Here is a 23,205-nt window from a genome sequence, read left to right as displayed (position 1 = left end):
GTTTTAGCTACGGTTCAACCCTAGAATTTTTTGCGGAAATATTGTTGTACTTTTCACTATGCTTCGTCTTTGCCTGTCTTGGCTGGTGGGTATCGCAGGTTAATAAACTGTGTGTATTTGAACTGTTGTAGATTTAGTACCAGATGTTGTGAGAGTATCTACATCATACGTCAGTGCATGAATGGATGTAAATTCTGTGGTGATGGAGAAAATACAACTTCAGGAGCCGGAAGTTTATAACCCTATGAACTATGCGGCCTGATAGTGTTGTACTCACGCACCCACTGGTTCACGATAGCTTGCGCTTCCAGAACGCCATAGAAAATTTCTCCGTTGAGTAAATTATCACGTAATGTTCCATTAAAGCTTTCACAGTAGCCATTCTCCCATGGGCTGCCAGGTGTGATATAAGTCGTCTTGACGCCTATCCGCCAACCATGCGCGCAAGCGACTGGCCACAAATTCTGGTCCATTGTCACTGCGAATGTATTCCGGGATACCATGAGCAATCATCGCATTGGCCAGTTGGGCGATTACTTCGTCAGCTCCTATGTGTCTCGCACAATAGATACCCAGACAGGTTCGACTAAATTCGTCGATCATAGTTAGCATACGAATTTTCCGGCCATATCCGTCCCCGATCAGAACAAAGTTATAACTCCAGATATGATTGCCATGCTCTGGCCACAGCCGAAGACAACTGCCATCATTGAGCCAAAGGCGACACCGAGGTTTCTGTTGGTCAGGTACTTTCAGACCTTCTTCACGCCAAATGCGCCGTACTCTATCCGGGGTAGCCAATTGCCAGCCTCTATTTCGCATTAACCCTGCAATCATACGATATCCATATCGGCCGTACAGGCAGGCCAGCCGGATGATCTCCGCCCGGAATAAAGTTTCATCATCTCCCTTCTGCGGTTGATACCGTCATACTGTTCTGGATAGCCCTACCAAAACACAGGTTTACGCTCGGATGTTGGGAATCGTTCCATCAACATCTTCGCTGCCAGCTTGCATCTGGCAGGGCTTAGTAGTTTCCCTTGACAACTTCCGTGAGCATGGCCCCACGCAGAGAGAGTTCTGCTACCCGTTTCTTAAGCCTGGTATTCTCTGCTTCGATTTCTTTGAATTTCCTTGCCTGATCTACCTTGAGGCCACCATAAATCCTGCGCCAGCGGTAATAGCTCTTGTCACTTATACCTGCTTGCTTGCATGCCTCCAACAAAGTCTTGCCATTGGCCATCATGACTTCAATCTCGCATAGCAGATTCACGATCTGCTCAGGTTTGTATCGCTTTCCTGGTGATGCCATTTATCGCCTCCTTAAGTGAGTTATTTAAGTTAATACCTCTCTCAACTTTTGGTACTAAAATGACCTCAGTTCAAATTTTCAACGCGAGGATACTCAATGAAAGAGATAATAAAATTAATCAGCTTACTACTGAGCTTGCTGCTTCTAACCGGTTGCGTCTCAGTGTCAAAGAAAGAAACTGCGGTATCGACGCCATGCCCGGAAATGCCGGTAGTAGCCAAGAGCGTATTCATTCAACCAGTGAGTCTGGATCGCGAAACGAAGGAGCAATTCCTGAAACGTTTTATAGCGCGACCGAAAACAGTCTCAACAACGGATTAGATCAGGTGTGGCAGGAATTGGAGAAGTTGAAGATATATGCCTGGGATTTGACTGAGAGGTGCAGGCCTAGATTTAACGTGGTTAATGACAAAGCTGAATAATCTATTTTACTTGCTATGCCTGGCAATTTTATGCGCCAGCATGTCAGAGTATTCCTATGCCGGATCTTCAATCATTTGCGCCAAGGTTGCATTGGTGCATAACCGAGATACATTTGATGTAATATATTAGGTTGCTACGTGCTGATGTATTTATTGATGGCATTGATGTTGGACGAGAGATGATTAATAAATCTTTGATTCGTCCTTATTCAGGCGGGAAGAGAAAAGGGTGGTGCGGTTAGTTGGATTGTCTTTTCTCCAGTTCATCTTCGGTTCATCCCTACGCATGTGAGGAACACCTGATAACTACTCTAATAGTTGTTGATCAGAGCTTAACTTTCTTCCAGGTTATCCGGTTAAAGGGGCCGCAACAAATTCAAGAAATACAACACCTAACGTTGCCCATCAGCCGCGCCGCTTTTTGGTGTCGGCTGGATGGACTTGACAGGCTGATGCATCTTTGCAAGACCACAAACCCCGCTCTTCGTTCTTTCCTCTTAGAGATGCATGTTTTGGACGCCTAGGTCGAGTTGCGCCGGGTCCGCTGCGAGAAGCTGCGCAGCACGCCGTGGGTCGGCTGGCGCAGTGATAACGCGCGAGTTGCGTGCTCGGTCGCAGTGGCCGCGATGGCGCTATAAGCCTGCTGCTGTACCAACCCACGCGCTAGCCGGTTTCCGAGCGTCTGGCTCTGCTCTACTTCAGCAATCTGCTCTAGGATCGCGTACAGTGGTGAATGCGGCGGTATCGGTTTGAACTTGCCATTGATGAAGATCCAGCCGCCACCGCCGACATCAACGCCGCCGAAGGTGATGCCCGGACCAACCCCAGGAGGCCGGGTATCCGCCCACCGCTGAAGCTGGATTGTCGCCGTTTGCGTCGCTGCGTCGATATCGGTCACGGTGATCTGCATCCCAGCACCGTGCAGCGGCGGCGGCTGGTTACTCACATCGCCCTCAGACAATGTGTTGCTGGCGATGAAGTAGCCGAAGCCGTCGTCGGCCAGCCGCAGGTAAGAGTGTCCATCGAAGAAGTCATGGATCAGCACAACCGGTTCACTGAATGCGGCGTCCCAGCGATCGTTCATCCGGAACTCGATGAAGAGGTCGTTTATGCGGGCGCACAAATAACCCGGCAAGTCGAGCCGATGTAGGGGGCGCAGTTTGATAGTGCTCGTTTTGCTGCTGGAACTGGATGTCCAGACGCGAGAGCTGTCCAGCCAGCCGAAATGACTCATGGTCGCGGCGTTGAGGCCCGGCCCTATTAGGAAGACTGGGTTGCCGCGCTCGTCCCGTTCGGTGAAGAAAGGGTGAGGCGCCATGAATGAGCCGATCGTGCTCATGATGTCGAAGGGATCCATATAGTCCGCGGTCGAGCCTTCGATGCGTGCGTGATCGAGGCCGTAGCCATGGCCCATCTCCTGCCCCAAAATCGAGGGCGAAAGACTACTCATGCCGTTAAAACCGTTGCGACCGTCGTCCGTCGCGACGCCATCGAGGCTTCCGTAGAGATCTGTCGCTGTATTCATCACGACAACGATGTTGTAGAAGCCGGTCAGGTCATCGCCATTAGGGGCGGCGGCTTCGCGCGCCCAGGTCAGCAGCGCGCCTCGCCCAAGCACCGGTGTATCAAAGCCGAGGTAATCGGCGATCGGATGACTGATCGTGTACCAATCTGTCTCTCCCTGCAGCGGAAACACCCTGGAACCGTTGAGGTCCAGCTTGCCGTGCGACATGTCGCGGAAATAATCGATCATGTTGAACTTGCCGTTACCCGCGCTGGTGAAAAGCTCATCGAAGCGTTGCCGCGGATAGATCGGTTCGGAATTATCGTCATTGAACTTGCACAACAAGATTGCCCAGGGTGTGGCCAGCATTTATTTCCTCCTATATTGGAAATTTACACAAACTTTCTTTTCGATGTTCTTAAATTAGCCTGCCATTTCGTTCAGTTCGTGGCTGCCGCCCATCGTAGAAATCCTCAAAGCATTTTTCTATGCGGACAAGATGAATATTTAACTTGAGGTGGTACAAGCGCACGGCCATTTGTAGTTTAGCAATATAATTTTCGATTTTTTTGTTTTCTTCCTTCGACTTAGGTTGGAGTGTGTATAAGTCAAGGAAAAAGTCCGCACATTTCATTGTTTTGTTACTCATTAAATAAGTGCTTTATACTATATATCTCATCAAGCATCTATGCAATGGTCATGATAATTAGTATTCCAGTTGAATAAAATAGTGAATTGACTCTGCCTGTTTTGTCGCGAGCAAAACTTGATCCTATTCTTTGTGCATTACCATTATTGCAGTATCGAACCCCTGCTGGGTTTCCATCTCCTGCGGAAGATTATGCTGAGAAAGGACTGGATCTCAATAATTATCTGATAGGAATAAAGCAGCAACGTATTTCTTCCGAGTGGTCGGCGATTCTATGACCGGTGCTCGCATCCATGATATCCATGATGGCGATATGCTAGTGGTTGATCGCTCAGTCGAACCTAAACACGGGCATATCGTGCTGGCGGTAATTAACAATGAATTTACCTATAAAGCGATTGTATTTCTGCAATGGCGTGATCGAGCTGCACCCTGAGAATTCGGATTATCCACCTATCCGTTTCCGTGAAAATGATGAATTGCAAGTGTAGGGAGTAGTAGCGGGAGTGGTAGCACGCTTTATTGCGTAATCACGTTTTCTGACGTTGGTATTAGCTATGCTAAGACTGAGCGGTGCCAGGATGGTTGAGAAGATCAAGGGCATTGCTAAGTAAATTGGCTGAAAGGTACACGCCCAGGTTTGAGGTGTTTGATAATAAATGATGTGTGACAGATCAAGCTTGAGTTTCTAGTTTGATCAGTCAGTTCCCATATCAATCTGATATTGATCAACTGAATCCGACCCAAGTGGACAGTGAGATGGTGCAGAAAGTATGTTTAATAGAATTGAATGCGTTGTTGGGCAGCAACTTGCTCATTCAAGTGGTTCTAGTTTGAGATGCCGCTCAATCCTAGCAACACGTTTTCTGATCTCTTCGATATGGGAGTCTGCCTTGTCATTAGTTTCGTGCACATAGGTAGATAGACCCCTTAACTGTATTGCCGCACATCGAATGTGCGTCTTCGATGGCAATAACCCAAGTGAGATGTGCGATACAAAACTATAGAATGGAATCGCGTTTACTTTCGCCAATAGTTCGCATGAACTCTTAAGAAGCGCCTCATAAGCTTTGTCAGATCGATCTTGTGTTCTGGCGATGGGTGTATGAATGACTCGTGCATGAAACGCAAGATTAAAACGTACCTCACCAATTGCTTTTTTCAGCTCATGTGTGGGATCAATCAGAAATTTCGAGATAAGCTGACCGGTTACATAGACTAACATACCGCCAAATATTGTAAAGGCAGCTGTCAAGACAATTTTTTCTAGTTCACTCACATTATTCTCTCGGTGTAGGAGATAACAAGTAATATTACAGCTTCTATTTATCTTTTATAATTTGATTTTAGCGGCAAAAGAATTACTACGTTTATTTGTTAGATTGCAAACTATATAAATTGCTGAGTAATGTGCAATTTTTGCATATTGCTCAATTATTGATCAAATATTATTTCCGCAAACGATATTAGGAGCGCATGGGAATGGTAATTTTATACTATTTGATGTTGACCAAAATGCTGACCATGCTATGCAAAAATCATGGCTAAATTCGCTCCGCAAAGAATAAAGCAGCTGCATGAATAAACGATCTTTTACGCATATTTTTTATTTTGCTCCGCGTTTGTTTTGATGTTATGTGTTTGATAAAAAAAGATATTTCACCGTACTTTTAATCCGTTGGTCGCGAGTTCGAATCTCGCACGACCTGCCATATAAAACAAAGGCTTAGCTAAAAATACTTAAGCTTTTGTTATTTCAACTTTTAAATACGTGCCGTTATTAGTCTGGCTAGAATAAAATTGTTCATCCTACAGTTAATGCCAGTACCACTGCTTTCACAAAACTAATAAGATAAGTCTGATGAAATATGTTTATATTTCAAATACATATAATTTTTGAAATTTAATAGCTACTTACGAAGGAATACCTTCGTTTGCAGATTATTGCAAATTTTCCAGTTGAAATTAGCAAACTGATGTGAATTAATTAGTGCCAGCCCGAAAACCCTCTTCTTCGATAAGAAACATGGGGTTGCGTCTAATTTAAGAAATGAAGATTTCTGAAAAGTTGAGTTAAAGTGACGTTATTAGGTGGTTTTGGCGCATTTTCAAGCAAAGCGACCTCAAACTTCGATTAAAATTATTGAAAATATCGCCTTCAAAAATGAACTTCGTTCAAGTGGAAATCAAATGCGCGTAGTGCAAAATACCCAGATGGAATTAGGTGAAATTGATGTATCCCAAATCAAATTTGATTTGAGATCACGAGATGACATTCCAAAGATACTGTGCGGCTTACAGCACTTGTACCTGAATGAGGCATTACGCCACAAAGTTTTTGCCTTACTAGCAAGTAAAATTGCTCCCAGGGTGGATAAGCACAATGGCCGACCTGGCATGACCCTATGGAGTATCCTGGTTTGTGGCGTATTACGACTGGACTTAAATGCTGATTATGACCGTCTGCATGAATTGGTTAACCAGCACAGGACCTTGCGCGAAATGTTGGGGCATAATCTGTGCGATGAAGACAAAAAATATGCTTATCAAACCTTGGTGGATAATGTCAGTTTGCTCACGCCGGAGCTACTGGACCAATTAAACCAGATCATTGTTGAAGGAGGGCATGTCCTCATAAAAAAGGACGAAAGAGCCCTGCGTGGGCGGTGCGACTCCTTTGTGGTTGAAACTGATGTGCATTTTCCAACCGACATCAACTTATTGGGGGATGCCCTGCGCAAAGCGATTATGCTGACGGCACGCTGGTGTGAAAGCCAGCGATTAAACTACTGGCGGCAATATCGCTACAACCTGCGTCAATTAAAACGACTGATGCGCAGTGCCCAGAGCAAGAAGCGCCGCAAAACCGCAGACCAACCAAGCAACACACAAAAGATTCAAGCGTATCAGGCCTATATTGACCAAGCCCAATATCACGTAGATAAAATTCAAACCACCTTAACCAAGCTGGCAGCAACTGCTCCTACTGAACTGCTGCAAAAGATTGAAATTGAAGGCTACCTACAACACGCCAAGCGCCAAATCGACCAAATCGATCGTCGTTTTATCAAAGGCGAAATCATTCCTCACCAGGAAAAAGTATTCTCCATTTTTGAACCCCACACCGAGTGGATCAGCAAAGGCAAAGCAGGTGTGCCTGTTGAGCTGGGCGTCAAAGTGTGCATCCTGGAAGACCAACATCAATTCATCTTGCACCATCACGTGATGGAAAGACAAACCGATGATCAAATTGCGGTAACCATGGTCACGGAAGCTAAAAAACGCTTTCCCATGCTCAATGCCTGCAGCTTCGATAAAGGCTTTCATTCACCTGCCAACCAGGCTGAATTAGCCCAACATCTCGACCAAGTCACGCTCTCCAAAAAAGGCAAGCTATCCAAAGAGCGCAGAGCAATAGAACAAACGGAAGAATTTGTTAAAGCCCGTCGTGCGCACTCAGCAGTAGAGTCAGCAATCAATGCGCTGGAGGTGCACGGTCTAGACAAATGTCCAGATCATGGCATGGGTGGTTTTAAACGTTACGTTGCACTGGCTATTGTCGCCAGAAACATCCGCCGAATAGGTGATATTCTATGGCAGCAGGATATGGAGCGTGAGCGCAAAGCTATAAAACGTAATTTAAAGCTAAAGCACCAACAAGCAGCTTAAGCTATCCAGCTAACGCAAAAACCGCCTGATTGCGAGCAATCAATGGTGAATGCCGGGTAGAAATCGTATTTTTTATGCCATGCCTCACAAAAAATAAAATCAGGAGCTTTTGGGATGCATGGTTTCATTGTATTTTTACAAAGGCGCTTAATAATTAGGCAGCTTACCCGTGAAAAAATGGGGTTTTCGGGCTGGCACTAATTAACGTTCATCTGAGAGACTGTAATTATTTAGTTTTAGTTATAGGCTGATTTAATTGCTCTACTGATTGCTTATTTGTTCCATCACGGGCGATACTGTTCATAGCTGCATTTATTCTGAAGAAAAAGGTTTTAGAGAAGGGGCAATAAGATGTCATTGGCTAATTGCGAAAGGGTCAACCAGATATCCATGCTTCAGGTAGGCAAATTACTGGCATGCATTCATGCATTAGGATGAATCAAGAATTGGAATCTGCAGTGATAATTGTACAGCTGTAGAAAACCCTTTCATCGATTGTTGTCGTTTCCCATATACCCGCGAAGAAAAGCGGACCGCCAGCGTTGGCGAAATCATAGCATGGCTGTTTGCTCTTGCCTTCCGGAAATAGTTTCAATTCGTAGAAACTGGAAAAAAGGTTGCATATAGTAAAGCAATTATTATTGCGCCCACCCAAAGAATTGTGTCACCAAATTATGGGGATACAAAAGAACAGGATATCAAACTCATATTCTTGATTAACCAGATACTGATTCAAATACAGAACGGGCTGTGACTGAAAAAATCAAAGTAATCATTCTGTTGGCGGCTGAAAGATCACCGTTAATGACGTTACTTTTAATAAACTACCTTTAAGCGTTGATAATCGATCTGATTGTGAAATAATCAAAGATGAGATTTCTCAATTAGATTACTTAAATCTAGGAAACTCTCTAATTTTCTACATTTAATATAACCTTAAATTCCCTTATCCCCATTTTCCTCATCCATGCCTCAACACCAGCAAGTCTAACAAACTGTCTTATCTCACCCCTTTTAGCTTGTAATCGGTAGCCATCTCGATCATTTTTTTTGAATTCAATTACCCATTTTTTATCATTCTGCTTCACTACAAAATTACTTATTTTCTCAGAAGCATTTTCTGAAATACTCTGTTGCTCCAATATATAAGCAATATCACCTTCCACAAGCGCTCTATTTTGTTTTCTCTTAGGAAATCCACTCATTCTTTCACCATTTGATCAACTAAAAATAATTAGAAGAAAGTTTACCAAAAGTTAACTTTTGGGAAATGGATCTTAATAAATATTAGCGGAAGACAAAAAATCTTCTGAACATTACTAATATTTAAAAGGAACATACATGAGTAAATTTATTCGATTGAATCAAGTAAAAACGATAACTGGTCTGTCTCGTAGTTCAATCTACCAATTCATTAAAGATGGGAATTTTCCATCTCAAGTAAAGCTTGGGGCTAGGTCTGTAGCATGGGTTGCCAGTGAAATTGAGGAATGGATGGCATCTTGCATCGCTAAAAGAAGCAATTCTTAAACTTTCATGCAAACGCCTGAATAAGGCTGAAATAGTCCTTTTTACATTATGAGTTTTTCGGTGAGCGCTATACAAAAAAGAAAACCAGAGACCTTGGAAAGTACTCTGGCTTACAAGTAAATATAACCTCTATACTATATTTATATAGATTTTGTGAGCTTAATTTAAGGTTCTCTTGGTTAAATTTAATTAAATTAACCAAAATGTATAAAAATAAATGGAATATATTAAAAATATAACGAAAATTAGATTAACTAAATTTATTGATGCTGATAAAAAAACAGCAAAATCCTATGATTTTGTGAATGGAAAACTTGTTAAAGAAACAAATGGTAATTTTTGGAATGGGTCATTTGAAACAATCAATATAAATTATACAGAGCTACCTGATTTTATTAATTCAATGGTGTCATGGGAATTTTTGATTCAGGGCGTGCATCATTCTTTAACCGAAGGTAATTGCCCAGAAGATGCTACACGATTAAAGGAAACTTTCCCCTTTGCTGATAGCCCAGGATTACTCTGTATAGATTCAGATTCAGTTCATAAGCAAGGTATTCAATCGCTTGAAGAATTGAATAATGCTTTGGGCAAAATTGATCCTAGTTTAAATAATATATACAAAGTGATGTCAACATCGGCTAGTAGTAATATTTCTGTTGATGGCAAAGAATTTAATGGGTTGCGGGGAGTTCATACATTTATCCCAATTGATACCACCAAAAATAATAAAGCTATTCTAGAAATTTTACATGCTCGCTCAATAATTGCTGGTTTTGGTTATGCGAAAGTTACTATTTCTGGGAATATTATAATCTGTTCTTTAGTGGATAAAGCACTTTGTACTAGCAATCAACCAATATATGAAGGTGGTGCAATTATAAACAATGATTCAATTAAGCAGGATAGACAAGTTGAAACATTTGATGGCGATATGTTATCAGCAGCTTCTATTTTGCCTTTGACTCAAGAAGAAATTGAAATCTTCCAGAAAAAATCTGAGGCATTAAGAGCTAGCGTTGCAGAAGAAGCTCAAAAAGTACGCGAGCAATTCCAAAAAGTGCACAGCGCTAGACTGATAGAAAAGAATTATCAGTTAACGACAACTAATGCTGCACATATTATTGATCGTGCCATCACTGATTATGAGCTGTATGGTCAAATTTCGATACTTTTGGAAACTGGTGAAGAAGTTACAGTGCAGCAGATTCTTGATAATCCCGTAAAATATCATAATGCAGAATGTGCTCACCCATTAGATCGCTCAATTCGTGGAAAATCTATAATTTATTCCAATCAAGATAAGCCAGTCATTCATACATTTGCCCATGGTGGTGAAGTATTCTTTTTATGACCAAATCTTGAAGAGAAAATATTGGCGCATTGGGAAATCGAATTAAATGAATTTGTGATGGATCTCAATAAAACTCATGCACAAGTAATGATTGGTGGTAAGCATAGAATCATGAGAACTGTTTCGGCAGATGTTCATCAGGATTCCAGGATTTCATATGAATTTATCAGTCAGGATGAGCTTAAGAAATTTTATGCGAATGACCAAATTCAAGTGGGTGAAAAAATTAATGGAAATAGCACCACACCCATTATGAAGAATAAAATTATTGCATGGTCAGAACACAAAAATTGTAGATCTTATCGAGGTGGTGTTTTTTTTGCACCCGGTAAGGAATTACCCTTGGATTGTTACAATAGTTGGCAAGGATTCGCTGTAGAACCTTCGGAAGGAGCCAATATTGCTATCGTCAAGAATCATATTGAGCAAGTCATCTGTGCGGGTGATTCTGCTTTGATAGAATATTTTTATGATTGGTTAGCTTATACAATGCAACATCCTGATCGACCTGCTGGCTCTGCATTAGTTCTCCGTGGTGAGAAAGGTACAGGTAAAGGCACAATTGGACATTTTCTTAGAAGAATCTGGGGAAATCATGCTATCCATATTAGTAATGCAAGCCACTTTGTCGGTAAATTTAATGCCCATTTGTCAAATATCTGTTTTTTGTTTGCGGACGAAGCTTTCTATTCCGGAGACAAATAACATGAAGGAGTGCTGAAAACATTAATTACTGAACCTACTTGTATGATTGAAAGAAAGGGGATAGATGCCATTTACCAAGATAATTATCTAAAAGTCTTTATGGTCACGAATAATGACTATGCTGTTCCAGCCTCTAAGGATGAGCGGAGATATTGTGTATTTGATGTTTCGAATACCCGAATTGGAGATAAATGTTATTTTAATGCTCTAAATGCTGCTTGTAATGATAAGGCAATTCAATCTGCGTTTCTATTTGAGATGCTGAATAGAGATATAAGTAATTTTAAAGTTTCGGCGATTCCGGAATCTCAGGGATTAAAAGACCAAAGGCTGCATTCCCTCAAATCGCCAGGTAAATGGCTTGTTGACTCATTTACGCAAGGTTATTTTGACGTTCCAAGATTTGATGAAGATGAATGTAAAACTTGGCAACAAGAAGTTTCCTCCGAAAAGCTGTACAAGAGCTATAAGTTCTGGTGCGATTCAAATAAACTGGGTCAATATAATATTGTGAATAAAAATCTACTTGGTAGATATTTATCCGAGATTTTTACTAAGAAGAAATTAAGAGGTGATATAAGGGGTTTTGTTTTGGGTTCGTTGATGAGAGCCATTGGAGCATTTGAGAAATACGAGCGAGTGAGTCTCGACATTGATTTCGATACTGATGAAAAGCAGGATGGTATAAATCTATTAAGTGATTGTGCTAATGATGTTTTAGAATTAGAAACACCTGATTTTCATCATCATATTAGCTGTAATGCTAATGCACGAGCCAATGTTACTTATACCAATTGTAATTTGAATTAGTAGTAGACACATGAAAGTCATCAGACACATTCAATACTTTACAGAAAATAATGTGTCTGGTGTATGTATATGATTTTTAATATATAATACGCCAAAGACACATTCGACACATTATTTTATGATTTTCTACTCAAGATGTGCGTGAATGTGTGTGCCGTTGTGGTTGGATTATTTTTATTATTTTCCAGAAATATTAAAAAATGTGTCTAATGTGTCTTAGTGTCGAGATTCAATATTGGTAAGGATCTCTAGCACGACACATTTTTGATTTGTTTTAGAGGATGTGTCTTAGTGTCTAGAATTTTAATATTTTCTATGTAATCTAACTCCCAAACAAGCACATCGCGCATTCACATTCAGGTGAGATAGAACCTAATACACAACCTTCGCCGTAAAAGCAATGCGACGTTGCAAATACATGATAAATCTATTGAGCTACTGTATATGTTCCCGTTCTCAATGTTTATTTATCATTTAGCTGTTTAGCTTGAATGCTTACCTGCGATACCTCATTAAATTTAAGCTTATTAAAATGAAGGTGTTATATGTATATCGCTTAATTCTACGAATCAAGAGCTTAGAAAGAGATTTTGAAAAAATGCTGAAATTGGATTCACTCTTTCTTTACTCGCTAGCCTCAGGATTTCTTCTGCTGATACTTGACTTGCCTGCACAAGAGAAGGATCTGCTTTAATACTTTTCACTTCTCTATTATGAATAGCATAAAATTCTCCTGTTGACTGGATGGCCAGTTTATTGGTGACATCTGTTTTCGCCTCACTTAACATTGGGCGCAATTTATCGAGTGCTGTTTTTTCTTTAACACAACCAATAAACCATGAGGAAATCTGATCACGGGACTTATAATCCAGATCACCCGGGCTCTGCGTCGCAAGCATCAAACCAATACCTGCTGAGCGAGCACGTTTGAGTAAACTTTCCAATGGCTCTTTTGTAACTGGTTTAGATTGAGCAGGTAAATAAAGATCAGCTTCGTCAAGCAACATGACACCCTGCAATTTATCACTCGGGGATTTTGAAGCAAAACGCCCCATATCCAGCAATAATTGTGATACCCAAAATAACACATTATCATTATTGCCTAAATTAGTGGTATTGATGATACTCAAGCGAGTTTTATTCGTTTTCATTCTATTATCAGATGAGTGGCCAAATAAACTTTCTGTACTCAATAATTCTCCTGTTTGAGCAAACAGATTACCTTGTCCCAGCGCTAATGTCTGTAAATCCTGCACTAGCCGTTTAAATAATTTAGGCTCGAGTTTCCCGATTGCATTGAGTAATCGCGAATCTTCGCTATCGATAAAATCTATGAGTTGATTAATAGTTAAAGCTTGATCTGGGCTCAATTCACTGAGAATTGAAATCGCCTGCCCCAAGATAACAATTCGTGATTTGTTATCTTGATTAGATACCTTATAACCCAACATTCTTCCTAGCGAAAAGGCAGTCTGATTGGATAGTTGCTCACGTTCTCCTGATGTTAAAAACCCCAATCCTTTGGGTGCGATAGGGATATTCAACGGGCGGCCTTGTCCTTTAATTGCTCCAGGTGTATAAACTATGACTTCAATTTTGTCGTATAAGCTTTCACGTATTGCCGCACGTGTCGGATCTGATATCGGACTGCGCCACGCTTCCTCTTTCGCATAACTACATAGGTCGCCTTTCCGGTCAAGTAAAATTGCTGGAATACTTTGTAATAACAATTGCTCAATGATATTCAAAGCCAAAGTCGTTTTTCCACTTCCTGAGCTACCAAGAAAAGCAGCATGACGCACGAACTGTGAAATTTCAATGTTAAAAGGACACGGTTGGTAACCCTGAAGCATGCCTATTTTTAACCGTGAGGTACTTGAAGACGATTCGTGTTGATTCTCGGGAGTTAAAGGCTTAGCTTGTTCGTTTATCCTTTCTCCTGATCGATTTTCAATTTCTGGTTTGCTAATAGTAGTAATATATTCAAGCTCTAGAATTTGCTGAACTGAAGGTAGGCTGAGTAATGGACGTTCATTATTTAACCATTCCATAAATTCAGGTTTTTGTTTATATTGGCTGCGAAAGGATTCCATCGCTACCATCCTGCGCCAATCGGAATCAGATATCATTACTTTTTTACCACCTTTCGCTACAAATTGACCTAGTCGTTGGGCAATTTTTGCCTTAGGAGTATCGGGGAATTTAACAGAACGAATTGCAATTGCTGTGCGGTTAACAGCTATCCCTTGTAAATGATCAATCTGCCTTGTTAGCGCTCCACCTTGTGGTGGTTTTTCACATAAGCCTAATGTCAAATGCTGCTTAATATTTCCTGTGGCATTCTGAATATCGATATCCAAAAAACTATCTCGCTCAGAGAAGTGAAATTTATATGTCTTATTTAATTCTTCACCACAATGTTTAATAGCGCATTTAAGTAATTGCAACTTTTCGTTTTCAGTATTAGGTACCAGATGTGGGCCATTGAAATAATCATTCCATAATTGACTTAACTTTAAATTAGATGGTAGTGATGGTAATTCAGTTGGCAAGTGTGGATGATCTCGTGAATCATTCGCAGGCAATAGTGGGAGTTTGCCAGTTTGAATGGCATGCTCACGTTGCTGACGACACCATTCGAGAATTTGCCGTGTGCTCATTCCTGCCAGTAAAGTTGGGGTCTCTTGCTGAAAAGGGTAGATAGACTCCTCAGCATTGGAATCAATTTGATTGCTATCATAAAGATCATCTAAACGTACACTGATCAGTTTTCGTATTTCTGCTTCATTGCGTGCTGATCTTAGAAATATCGTATCAGGATCGTGTTCAATCCGATCAAGTTGCGAGTGAGGTAAATGACCTTTAAGTAATTCATATATATCTTGTAAGCAAGCAATTACAACAATTACATTCGGTATTTCAGCCAATTTGGTCATCTTTTCCATTGCACGTCTAAATTTTATTTCAGCTTCATCTGCAGGATGTATATCTTCTAGCTGATCGAGGCAGATGATAAACGTACCAGAATTGATAGCCATCATTAAATGCGCCAGTGCCTGCAATAAACGGTCTGGATCATCTTCCTGAATACGTGGTGTAATATTACCTAAGATTTTGCAATCATATTCCGACATACTTTCACAACGAAGGTATTTCAGAACCCTTGCATGAGTAGCAGGCTCATCATTCTGCAAATAGAGTAGAGCACGAATTAGATCAAGATCTACCTTATGAAATCTTTCTCTTTCTTTATTCAAAATGTCATCAGCAATTTTATTAACCAAATCATTCAACTCATTTTGATCCAATTCATCATTCCGTAACTTGCCAATGTCACTTAGTGAAACAATATTTTCTCTTTCGATTAGTGCATTAGATAAGTGCATTAACCCTGTCATATTTCTACTAGATTCAGAATAGGGCTTATCAAAAGAATCTATAGCATTACGAAGCGCATAACTAGCATAATTTGATACGGATGAAGTCATCTGCATATAGGCAAAATAACCCAATGCTTTTTCATGTGTATAGTTGCGGAATGCACGCATGAGATGTGTTTTACCAGCCCCAGAATCTCCAAGTAACAACATGATTCGACCAGAGTCTAATTTTTCAGGAATATTTATGCGATTTAACAACCGCTCAAAGCAATCTCGACTTTCCTGATGAATATTTTCTATATCGTAAGGGTCTGATTTCCAAATCTGATTGTGATGAGTGATAGGATGAAAAATCTCTTCCTTTAAACGGGAGCAAAATAACTTTAAGTATTTATCTTGTTCAGCTTCATCCATTTTAATGCTCCAAATTTATGAAATGGAAAATTGAATTTAGATAAGGTGTTTCTGATGCTGAAACGGCATCTTTATCCATAGCATAGGCAAGGTCTGCTCGGCTTAGTGAGATCAATCCTTGATTATTGGCTATGGTGAGATAGTATTTAAAGTCATTTAAATCTAACCCAAATTGCTTATCATCATGTTTCATTAGCCGCCAGACATGAGAGATAAATATCTTGTTATCTCCAACTCTGCCAGAAGGGCATCGATTAGCGACTTTCAACACATGGTCAGCAAAATTTTTTAAATCTAATGATTCGTCTGAGAAAATGGGAGATGGCGTAGGCACCAGTAGTTCTGGTGTAGCTTGTTGTTTAAAAGGTACTGGTTTTTCCGTTGCTGCTCTAAGAATGGCTAAACGTAGTTCTTCTGGGTTGATACGCCGTGCACCCACTAATTTTGCAACAAGCTGTTTCAGAGCTGCTTCCCAAGATAATTCACGTTCAGTATCTAACAAATTGTTCAGAAACAAAGTAATAATTGCACCTAGTGCAAAAGGCTTAGATTGTATTGTTTTTGATGCAACTAGTTTTTTCTGTAGATTTGCTGTCGCTGTTGTATCTGCCAATTGTTGCCAAAGTAAGCTATCTCGGGCTTGGGTCAGAGAAGAATAAGCAGCTGTAGATAATCGGAAACAATTGATCAATATACTTGCCCGAAGACCATCAGCACTTGTAATGCATCGCCGATCGTACTCATTAGTAGGCGCAGGCAATCCCAATAGTGAGGCAATTAGATAGCAATTTTTCAATGTCGGCCAGCGCATTGTGGAAGGTAGAGAATCTAAGCCTAATTTCTGAAGTGCGAGTTTTTTTCCTTTGGTTGTAGTTTGAAAGCGAGATTTGCCAAATTTTTGTAATACACCATGTTCAGTTAATTGTTGTAATTCATGTAACCACTCATCTCTAGAAGGCGGATTAAAGAAAAAATGTTCTAAGGATTTTTTTAGTTCGCTAATTATTAAACCATCAGAAGGTGAAACTAGTAGTCGGATCAAAAGGAGATCCTGAAAAGTTAGATTTTTTATATTATTCATTATGAGCATCTAGTTGGGTTTCCGACGGCGATGATGTAAAGCTTGACGGACTGTATTAAGAATTTCTTCAAGTCTAGAAACAACGTCTTTCGCTAAAAAGCGTAAAACAAGAATGCCATTCATTTGTAATAAAACATCCTTTCGTCGATCTCGGCGCCATGATTCTGAATCCTGAAAGTGATAATAGCCATCTATTTCTAGAGCTATTTGATCAGAAACAGCAAATAGATCGATTTCCATTGGTTGATTACCAAATAGAAATGGCATTCTGACATTTAACTGAAAAACGCCACGTATTTCAGGCACCAGCTCCAACACGTGGAATAAAAACAGCTCAGCTTGACTACGAGCAATGGAAAAATCATTACCTTTTTCAGTAATGGAATAAAACAATGATTTCGCCTCATCAATTAATTTTGTTGATGCATTATATTGACGAAGAACACGATCTGCTTCATCAGGCAAGGCGAAGTGCGAATTTTTATATGGATGCACTTCGATCATTCCATGAAGTAACATTGCTTTTATTCTTGATTCAGGAGCTTTTTTACAATAATACTCAAAGTTTGTAGGCTTAATTGATAGCGCGATCGGGATGCTAGGTAAGGATTCTGCAATTTGTACTAATGTTTGAATTAAAGGTGGCAGTAATAATTCATCATGAGTAATTTCTAATAACAAGCCAGGTAAAACGTCTGCAGGTAATAATTCTGCAAAAGTCTTGATCCCTTGCGCCAAATTTTGATCATCTTCTAGTCCCATAATCAACGCCAAATCTGAAACTAGACTAGGCGTTAATTTTCTGGATATAGAAATTTGCTTCAAAAACCAACTTAGAAGTAATGAACCCTGGGTGGAAATTTTTATGGATAACTGCTGCTGAAATATTTTTAATTCATAACTCGATTTATTCACCAATCTAAAATGGATTTGTTCTATTGGACACTCACTGGTTGTTGCTAGATAAGATAATAGCTGATGGTGCAGTTTGGGATTGGCAAATAACTTTTCTAGCCAACTGACAAAAAGCGTTTGACGCATACTTGGAGACCAAATTACAGTATCTCTGCCCTTACCTTGTATCCATTGACACCATAGTTCTTGGGTATCCTTGAAGGAACCGCTTAGGACAGTTAACGTCGGAATACCTTGGTAGCGCCAATGCGAATGAATATCGAGATGGGATTGTAAAGAACTTTGTGGTTCAGTCTGCCCGATATTAGTGTTGCTTTCTAACACTTGCTTTCTCTTGCATTAAAAAAGAAAAGTGAATCGGTTATTAAAGCGTACCTTTTCTGTAGCTGATTGTGAGTATATTGATTATCCAATTCCTGCTAAGCCATAAATTTCAATCTAATGACAATTGATTATTGCATGCTTGTTTATTAATTGGAATGGTCAAACCGCATCAAAGCAATCAAGTTCTAATAACTGTTTATATTTAATATATTTTATTTGATAGCTATAAATGAATTCGGAAATATTACTGCAGAAATTCTACCAGTAAACTTTCTGAAATCCATTGTTGGCTTATTGTATTGTATGCGGATTGCATCCCAATCACCTTTTACTTTAGCTCTTGCACTTAAACAAGATGTGCAGCGCTGTGAGCAGTTGAAGCTGTAAATCTATAAATCTATCGAAATAGAAGCATTCTTCCACGCCATCTACTTAATTCAGCCATTCATATAACAATGCTTATAGAATAAGCATAAATCAATTTATATTGTATCTATATAAGAAACGATTTATTTCATTTATAGGTGCTTATCTTTTTCTATCTATCCATATATTATGCATGATAAGAAATTAATAATAATAAGACGAATAGGGTTAATGTATTAAAAACCATAATATTATTATGACTAATATTAAGATTAATCGTCGTGAAATATTAAGTGAAGCTTTATGTTGGAGAACCAAGTTGATCATATCCTTGTTTCCTGTAAAGAACGTATTCTTAATATGGTTGTTCTTAATAGATTAGCAACGCATTATTTTCAATAGGAACTTTAAATAGAGAAGTGGGGGTTAAATTAAAGTAAGCTGATGGAGATTTTATGATGAAGAAGTTGACTTTTTTGATAATTGTGTGGGTACTTGGTTTTTTAACCGGCTGCGCTCAAATGAGTCCAATAGCAAGCACTCTGAATAATGAAAAGGTTGGCGCGAATCAACACTTCATAGATCCTAACAATCATATTGCCGTGGCTAAACATTATGAAGATGTAGCCAAAGAGATGAAAGCAAAACTACAGGCGAAGAAAGAACAGCTTGAGGAATATGAAAGGCACAACTACTACTATGGAAGAAGAGGGCAGAACTATCGATCGCATATTTGGGCTAATATGAGGCATTTAGAAGATTCTATTAAAGAGAATTTGAGAGAAGCTGCTATTCATCACAAAATGGCTCAGGATCAACAAAAACGGGAGTTTAGTAGTTTAAAAACTCGATAGACCGCAAGCTCTCAATTGAACTAGTAAGTATTTAGAAGAAAAACATCTAAATTCCAGAAGCAAGGAATCCTGCAATAGCCGCGGTATCGATTACAGATACGCGGCTTTATTTTTATCTCCTTTAACTTTATGGGTTATACCTGATTGGTATAAGCAGGCTTAAATTTTTTTAATATAGCCAAACAGCAGAATACAGCTTTTTATTGCATCATATTGCTGGTAAAAAACCTCGATTTTTTGGAGACTTCTATAGTTATCAAATTCTAAAGCAGTAACCAACCTGGAAACTTAGTTACACCGTAATTGCTGGGGAACACTCACATTTTAGAAGTATTTTATATCCTGGTGAGTAGTAGTCATAAATATCTCTTCTACCACCGCTTCGACTTTTATCATGCATTATTTTTGCTGGATTAATAGCATTTTAAAATTATTTTATATCCTGGTAAGCAGTAGTCATAAACATCTCTTCTATCAACGCCTCGACTTTTATCATGCATTATTCTCGGCGGATCAGTTGCATAAGGGTTATTGTATAAGTCATTAGGATATTGATTGCCATACCCTCCATACGGATTATTGATTGAATCTGGCGAGTAAGGAGTAACCGGACGACCATAAGGGTTAGACGTTGAATTTGGATCGTATCTCTCGGTGCTCAAATCACCCAAATATTTGCCAGTTTCCCGGTCAATCAAATAAGGTGGATCTGCAAATGAAAGACTTGTTAATGCACAAAGAATGAGTCCAGCGGAGATTTTCATGACCTTCTTTTGTCTCCTCCTACTTGTCAATAGTTGCAAGATTCACTTCTACGAGGCCTAAAAGCCCAACATAACACCGACATTCCCCGTGTTAATACCCATGAATAAATGACCCGGTGATACGCCATATGCAGGTGCAGGTGGATAGTATGGTCGGTTGTAATAAACATTTGCTGGTGGAACGGGTGGATAGTAAGGTTGACTGTAATAAATATTCCGCTGATGGTAATGATTATGCCCATGGTAATGATGCTTATGCTTATGCTTATGCTTATGCTTATGCTTATGGTGATGCCCATGATGATGGGAATGGCCTCTTCCAGCTTCAGCCACTATAGGAGTAGCTAAAACAACACTCAACAACATTCCAGACAATAATTTTACTGATGTGTTCGTTTTAGTTATTGCTTTCATGTTAAGTCTCCTTGATTTTTGTGGAGCAGAACTTCTTCTGTTGGTGTTAACTTTATACTGGAGAACATAAATAGAAACTGAACAATCTAAGAAGAATAAAAGTGGGATTACATGCGCCTTGTTAGGCAAAGATTGAGAGGGTTACTATTTTTAAAATAATAAGCTTTTTTATTCCTGTTTGGTGAAGTGGGTGTAATTTATATAGTTCCTGCAAATTTATTTCTCTCTAATTATTATTTGTCCACAATTTTTGTGGATAACTATGTGGGTAAGTTGTAAATACTATTGCTAAGATGGTTATTTGTAATAGTCTTTTTTAGATTGATTAAAATTTGTGCATGTAAAATTCCTATTTAAAATCAAAGTGTTATGTCTGTATATTTATATATTGACTATTCAAGCTATTTTGGTTGATATAAATTGCTTCTTAGCAAATAGTGTGGATTATTTAAAAATGTCAAGAACTCAATTGCACACACTTCTATTTAGAATATTGAGTTTTCGGTCCTTGAAAGAAGAGTTTTGAAGCTCTTCAGCAATTTTGAATCAACAAATAAGCGTTACCTTTTTTATGTTTAATAGGAGATCGGGTATACACATATTAAACTTGGTAACGCTTCCTATAGTTCATCTTAACGAAGCTGAATAATTGCTATACCTTGTTCCTGTGTGCGTTCATGTGTGGAAATCAGATTTCCTTTCATATCGTATGTCTTACTCAAGTCGTAGGTATAGTTGATACGAAAGCCAACAGTTTCCCCGAAGAAATCGAATAATTTCTTCAATCGCTCCTCATTGTTTGCCTCTTTAATCACGTAGGGCAAATAGTCTGTCTCCGTTAGACCATCAAGGAGAATTTCTCTATACCGTCCACAATTAGTTATGGCGCATATGGTGATTGACCTTGGCCGATCAGGACTAGTGATTATGTATGCCTTTGGTTTAAAAGTAGCACGTTTCCGTTGTTCTTCTTCTGCCACTAGCTCTCGTTTGAAAACTTCGACAGCTTCTTCTATTACCTCGGTCGGTAAATTCAAAGCTACTGGTAATTTTTCCAGTACACCCCTTGAGGATATAAGATCACCACAATAGAGTGAATCCAGTCGGCGCTGGGCTTTACTCACATTCGCATAGCCTAACCGTTGCAGAAATTCTCGATTATCCAATCCAAGTTCAGCACATCTATCAGTAATGAGTTCGGTAATGTTCTTTTTTGTCATCATACCCTCCGCTTGTTTACACATTTTTATTGGATATTATTTTCTGACTTGCCAAGTCAGCAATAAATCTTTGCGATCCTTGTACGGCTAATGTAGTAAATATGCATTCATCTGAATCGTTAAATGCGTAAGCGGAGTCTCAGTCTGAGGAAAGCTTCTGGTTCAGTTTGAAAAATGAATAGAGATAGTCCTAGAACGCAGTCGTGCGTCTCTTTATATAGTTGGACTACTTTTTCGTTGATTTTTGAATCTACAAACATAAAACCCTCCATGAAAGGAGGGTCGATGCATTCCGCTTGGTTGCTCCAATATGGAGCCACATCCGTTTTCACGATCCACCTTGCCCGGATAGGCAGGTTGGCATGGGCATCGACCCATTTCTTAATGTAGTGAAAAATCATCTTATCGGCTTCGCTTTTAACTGTCAATAAGGTTCAAAATCCGTGTAGAGAACAATTATATTGTCAGGAGTTAAAGTAGCTAAGCCTCTACCTAAGTAGATGTTTAATAATTGGCTAAGAAACTAACAGAGATAATCCTCTAGATTTGCCAGAGGAAATACATTTTTTCTGTGATCCAGTAAGATGCAATGCATCTGCTATGGCTACAGCACCAAATAGCTCGTCATTCCTCCTGCTTACACTTGTCGACTTGCTGCTAAACATGGATTTTCTCGTAAATCACAACCCACAATGGCAACTCACTTATAGCCTAATAGTTAATTAGAAATCAGGGAATAAATTATTATATTGACATATACTAGCACCATATTTCACATAAATTTGAAAGGGGAAAACTATGAAAAAAATAACCCAAATCTTTATGTTACTAAGCTTAATTTCCGGAGAGGCTTTTGGATTATCCATTGTTTATCGTGGTCAATCATGCCAAGACTCTATGTCTGATCCATTGACGAACCAAACTACATTAAATAACCTAATAGAAAGTCGTTTTGAGGTAATTGAAGACAATGGAAACGGAATGTTTCGTTTACGTCTTACGGGTGGATTAGCAGTTTTTGTTGTGAGAAGAAATTGTTCAGCTGCAGATCCAGAATGTACTACTCAAATTCATGGTTGTGTTGATATTGGGAATGGAATAGGAGACGAAGTCATTACAGAGAATAAAAATCAGCCCGTTGCTCCTGATGTGTCCACAGTTGTTACGCCAAAACAGTCTAATGAAGCTATCGGTTATTTTAACGGTCAGCAATTAGTTATTTCTATCCATTCATTGCATGCATTATCAAACCAAAAAGGTGCAATAAATTCTGAAGACAATACCTTCTCCTCTAGTTGGGTAAATCCAATTTCTAATACCTTGATTTTTAAATACATCCCAGAAACATCTTCTTTCAAACTCGAACAAATAATACAGAAGAAAGGGACAGTATTTTCTACCGGAAACACCACGCCGACAGATAAATACCTTGCTGAGATCATAACGATGGAAGAAGGAATTCCTCTTTATAACTTTGATATTCCTGTAGATTATAAAATATAGCGTAACCAGTTAAGA

Annotated in this window: 19 protein-coding genes, 2 pseudogenes and 1 riboswitch; of the genes and pseudogenes, 11 read left to right on the top strand and 10 right to left on the bottom strand. The window is 39.4% G+C overall.

Annotated features, from left to right (window positions below; translation table 11 throughout):
• Positions 1–170: 170 nt before the first annotated feature.
• Positions 171–1,312, bottom strand: a pseudogene (locus BM122_RS21645) (IS3 family transposase).
• 59 nt (positions 1,313–1,371) lie between these two features.
• Between BM122_RS21645 and BM122_RS10645 the strand changes: the two are divergent.
• Positions 1,372–1,734: a hypothetical protein gene (locus tag BM122_RS10645; RefSeq protein WP_143083402.1), complete on the top strand. Its 363-nt coding sequence runs from the start codon at positions 1,372–1,374 to the stop codon at positions 1,732–1,734.
• A 520-nt stretch (positions 1,735–2,254) separates the two neighbouring features.
• Here BM122_RS10645 and BM122_RS10640 read toward each other — a convergent pair.
• Positions 2,255–3,607, bottom strand: coding sequence for a hypothetical protein (locus tag BM122_RS10640; protein ID WP_074905540.1), 1,353 nt, complete (start codon positions 3,605–3,607; stop codon positions 2,255–2,257).
• Positions 3,608–3,973: 366 nt separating this feature from the next.
• On the opposite strand from BM122_RS10640, the gene BM122_RS25105 reads away from it, so the two are divergent.
• From BM122_RS25105 to BM122_RS26040, 3 genes are read left to right on the top strand one after another with little or no spacing between them, the layout of a single operon-like run.
• Positions 3,974–4,165 carry a S24/S26 family peptidase gene (locus BM122_RS25105; RefSeq protein WP_256211997.1) on the top strand — a complete coding sequence of 64 codons (192 nt, stop codon included), beginning with the start codon at positions 3,974–3,976 and terminating at the stop codon, positions 4,163–4,165.
• Positions 4,162–4,323, top strand: a complete 162-nt coding sequence (locus BM122_RS25100; protein ID WP_256211996.1) for a LexA family protein — start codon at positions 4,162–4,164, stop codon at positions 4,321–4,323. The genes BM122_RS25105 and BM122_RS25100 overlap by 4 nt, the downstream gene beginning before the upstream one ends.
• On the top strand, positions 4,304–4,378 hold the full coding sequence (locus BM122_RS26040) for a S24 family peptidase (RefSeq protein WP_256212001.1): 75 nt from the start codon (positions 4,304–4,306) through the stop codon (positions 4,376–4,378). Before BM122_RS25100 ends, BM122_RS26040 begins: the two co-directional genes overlap by 20 nt.
• Positions 4,379–4,701: 323 nt before the next feature.
• On the opposite strand, the gene BM122_RS10625 is transcribed toward BM122_RS26040, so the two are convergent.
• A complete protein-coding gene (locus BM122_RS10625) occupies positions 4,702–5,166 on the bottom strand; it encodes a hypothetical protein (protein WP_074905538.1) in 465 nt (154 codons plus the stop codon).
• Between the two features lie 911 nt (positions 5,167–6,077).
• Between BM122_RS10625 and BM122_RS10615 the strand changes: the two genes are divergently transcribed.
• Positions 6,078–7,556: an ISNCY family transposase gene (locus BM122_RS10615; protein ID WP_074905555.1), complete on the top strand. Its 1,479-nt coding sequence runs from the start codon at positions 6,078–6,080 to the stop codon at positions 7,554–7,556.
• Positions 7,557–7,995: 439 nt separating this feature from the next.
• On the opposite strand, the gene BM122_RS26035 is transcribed toward BM122_RS10615, so the two are convergent.
• Together BM122_RS26035 and BM122_RS10605 are read right to left on the bottom strand one after the other, a co-directional pair.
• On the bottom strand, positions 7,996–8,211 hold the full coding sequence (locus BM122_RS26035; protein WP_074905537.1) for an SOS response-associated peptidase family protein: 216 nt from the start codon (positions 8,209–8,211) through the stop codon (positions 7,996–7,998).
• Positions 8,212–8,467: 256 nt separating this feature from the next.
• Positions 8,468–8,761: a hypothetical protein gene (locus BM122_RS10605; protein ID WP_074905536.1), complete on the bottom strand. Its 294-nt coding sequence runs from the start codon at positions 8,759–8,761 to the stop codon at positions 8,468–8,470.
• A gap of 136 nt (positions 8,762–8,897) precedes the next feature.
• On the opposite strand from BM122_RS10605, the gene BM122_RS10600 reads away from it, so the two are divergent.
• From BM122_RS10600 to BM122_RS26030, 3 genes and pseudogenes are all read left to right on the top strand, one after another.
• Positions 8,898–9,086 carry a helix-turn-helix transcriptional regulator gene (locus tag BM122_RS10600; RefSeq protein WP_074905535.1) on the top strand — a complete coding sequence of 63 codons (189 nt, stop codon included), beginning with the start codon at positions 8,898–8,900 and terminating at the stop codon, positions 9,084–9,086.
• A gap of 217 nt (positions 9,087–9,303) precedes the next feature.
• Positions 9,304–10,440: a hypothetical protein gene (locus tag BM122_RS10595; RefSeq protein WP_074905534.1), complete on the top strand. Its 1,137-nt coding sequence runs from the start codon at positions 9,304–9,306 to the stop codon at positions 10,438–10,440.
• Between the two features lie 57 nt (positions 10,441–10,497).
• Positions 10,498–11,955, top strand: a pseudogene (locus BM122_RS26030) (primase-helicase family protein).
• Between the two features lie 569 nt (positions 11,956–12,524).
• Here BM122_RS26030 and BM122_RS10580 read toward each other — a convergent pair.
• Genes BM122_RS10580 through BM122_RS10570 form a run of 3 tightly spaced genes read right to left on the bottom strand, consistent with a single transcriptional unit; the run spans position 12,525 to position 18,069 of the window.
• Complete coding sequence (locus BM122_RS10580) at positions 12,525–15,749, bottom strand: AAA family ATPase (protein WP_074905531.1); 3,225 nt, start codon at positions 15,747–15,749, stop codon at positions 12,525–12,527.
• Between the two features lies 1 nt (position 15,750).
• Entirely contained in the window at positions 15,751–16,791 is a 1,041-nt protein-coding gene (locus tag BM122_RS10575) for a hypothetical protein (protein WP_177198101.1), read from the bottom strand.
• A gap of 48 nt (positions 16,792–16,839) precedes the next feature.
• Positions 16,840–18,069 (bottom strand): endonuclease domain-containing protein, encoded by a 1,230-nt coding sequence (locus tag BM122_RS10570; protein ID WP_074905530.1) that lies wholly within the window; start codon positions 18,067–18,069, stop codon positions 16,840–16,842.
• Positions 18,070–18,890: 821 nt separating this feature from the next.
• Here BM122_RS10570 and BM122_RS10565 point away from each other — a divergent pair.
• Complete coding sequence (locus BM122_RS10565) at positions 18,891–19,289, top strand: hypothetical protein (RefSeq protein ID WP_083398446.1); 399 nt, start codon at positions 18,891–18,893, stop codon at positions 19,287–19,289.
• A 413-nt stretch (positions 19,290–19,702) separates the two neighbouring features.
• On the opposite strand, the gene BM122_RS10560 is transcribed toward BM122_RS10565, so the two are convergent.
• Positions 19,703–20,053, bottom strand: a complete 351-nt coding sequence (locus tag BM122_RS10560; protein WP_074905529.1) for a hypothetical protein — start codon at positions 20,051–20,053, stop codon at positions 19,703–19,705.
• 149 nt (positions 20,054–20,202) lie between these two features.
• Between BM122_RS10560 and BM122_RS23285 the strand changes: the two genes are divergently transcribed.
• Positions 20,203–20,391, top strand: a complete 189-nt coding sequence (locus tag BM122_RS23285; RefSeq protein ID WP_177198100.1) for a hypothetical protein — start codon at positions 20,203–20,205, stop codon at positions 20,389–20,391.
• Between the two features lie 708 nt (positions 20,392–21,099).
• On the opposite strand, the gene BM122_RS10550 is transcribed toward BM122_RS23285, so the two are convergent.
• Positions 21,100–21,690, bottom strand: coding sequence for a hypothetical protein (locus tag BM122_RS10550; protein ID WP_177198099.1), 591 nt, complete (start codon positions 21,688–21,690; stop codon positions 21,100–21,102).
• A 283-nt stretch (positions 21,691–21,973) separates the two neighbouring features.
• Positions 21,974–22,080, bottom strand: a riboswitch (SAM-I-IV-variant riboswitch).
• Between the two features lie 405 nt (positions 22,081–22,485).
• On the opposite strand from BM122_RS10550, the gene BM122_RS10540 reads away from it, so the two are divergent.
• On the top strand, positions 22,486–23,190 hold the full coding sequence (locus tag BM122_RS10540; protein ID WP_074905525.1) for a hypothetical protein: 705 nt from the start codon (positions 22,486–22,488) through the stop codon (positions 23,188–23,190).
• Positions 23,191–23,205: the final 15 nt, after the last annotated feature.

Origin of the sequence: Nitrosomonas communis (genome assembly GCF_900114745.1) — a bacterium.
GTDB lineage: Bacteria > Pseudomonadota > Gammaproteobacteria > Burkholderiales > Nitrosomonadaceae > Nitrosomonas > Nitrosomonas communis_A.
This window is presented reverse-complemented; position numbering and strand designations above follow the sequence as displayed.

Coding starts and splice junctions, on each gene's coding strand:
- BM122_RS10645 (WP_143083402.1), top strand. CDS start 1,372: ATGACCTCAGTTCAAATTTTCAACGCGAGGATACTCAATGAAAGAGAT.
- BM122_RS10640 (WP_074905540.1), bottom strand. CDS start 3,607: ATGCTGGCCACACCCTGGGCAATCTTGTTGTGCAAGTTCAATGACGAT.
- BM122_RS25100 (WP_256211996.1), top strand. CDS start 4,162: ATGACCGGTGCTCGCATCCATGATATCCATGATGGCGATATGCTAGTG.
- BM122_RS10615 (WP_074905555.1), top strand. CDS start 6,078: ATGCGCGTAGTGCAAAATACCCAGATGGAATTAGGTGAAATTGATGTA.
- BM122_RS10605 (WP_074905536.1), bottom strand. CDS start 8,761: ATGAGTGGATTTCCTAAGAGAAAACAAAATAGAGCGCTTGTGGAAGGT.
- BM122_RS10600 (WP_074905535.1), top strand. CDS start 8,898: ATGAGTAAATTTATTCGATTGAATCAAGTAAAAACGATAACTGGTCTG.
- BM122_RS10595 (WP_074905534.1), top strand. CDS start 9,304: ATGGAATATATTAAAAATATAACGAAAATTAGATTAACTAAATTTATT.
- BM122_RS10580 (WP_074905531.1), bottom strand. CDS start 15,749: ATGGATGAAGCTGAACAAGATAAATACTTAAAGTTATTTTGCTCCCGT.
- BM122_RS10565 (WP_083398446.1), top strand. CDS start 18,891: ATGATGAAGAAGTTGACTTTTTTGATAATTGTGTGGGTACTTGGTTTT.
- BM122_RS10560 (WP_074905529.1), bottom strand. CDS start 20,053: ATGAAAATCTCCGCTGGACTCATTCTTTGTGCATTAACAAGTCTTTCA.
- BM122_RS23285 (WP_177198100.1), top strand. CDS start 20,203: ATGGTCGGTTGTAATAAACATTTGCTGGTGGAACGGGTGGATAGTAAG.
- BM122_RS10550 (WP_177198099.1), bottom strand. CDS start 21,690: ATGATGACAAAAAAGAACATTACCGAACTCATTACTGATAGATGTGCT.
- BM122_RS10540 (WP_074905525.1), top strand. CDS start 22,486: ATGAAAAAAATAACCCAAATCTTTATGTTACTAAGCTTAATTTCCGGA.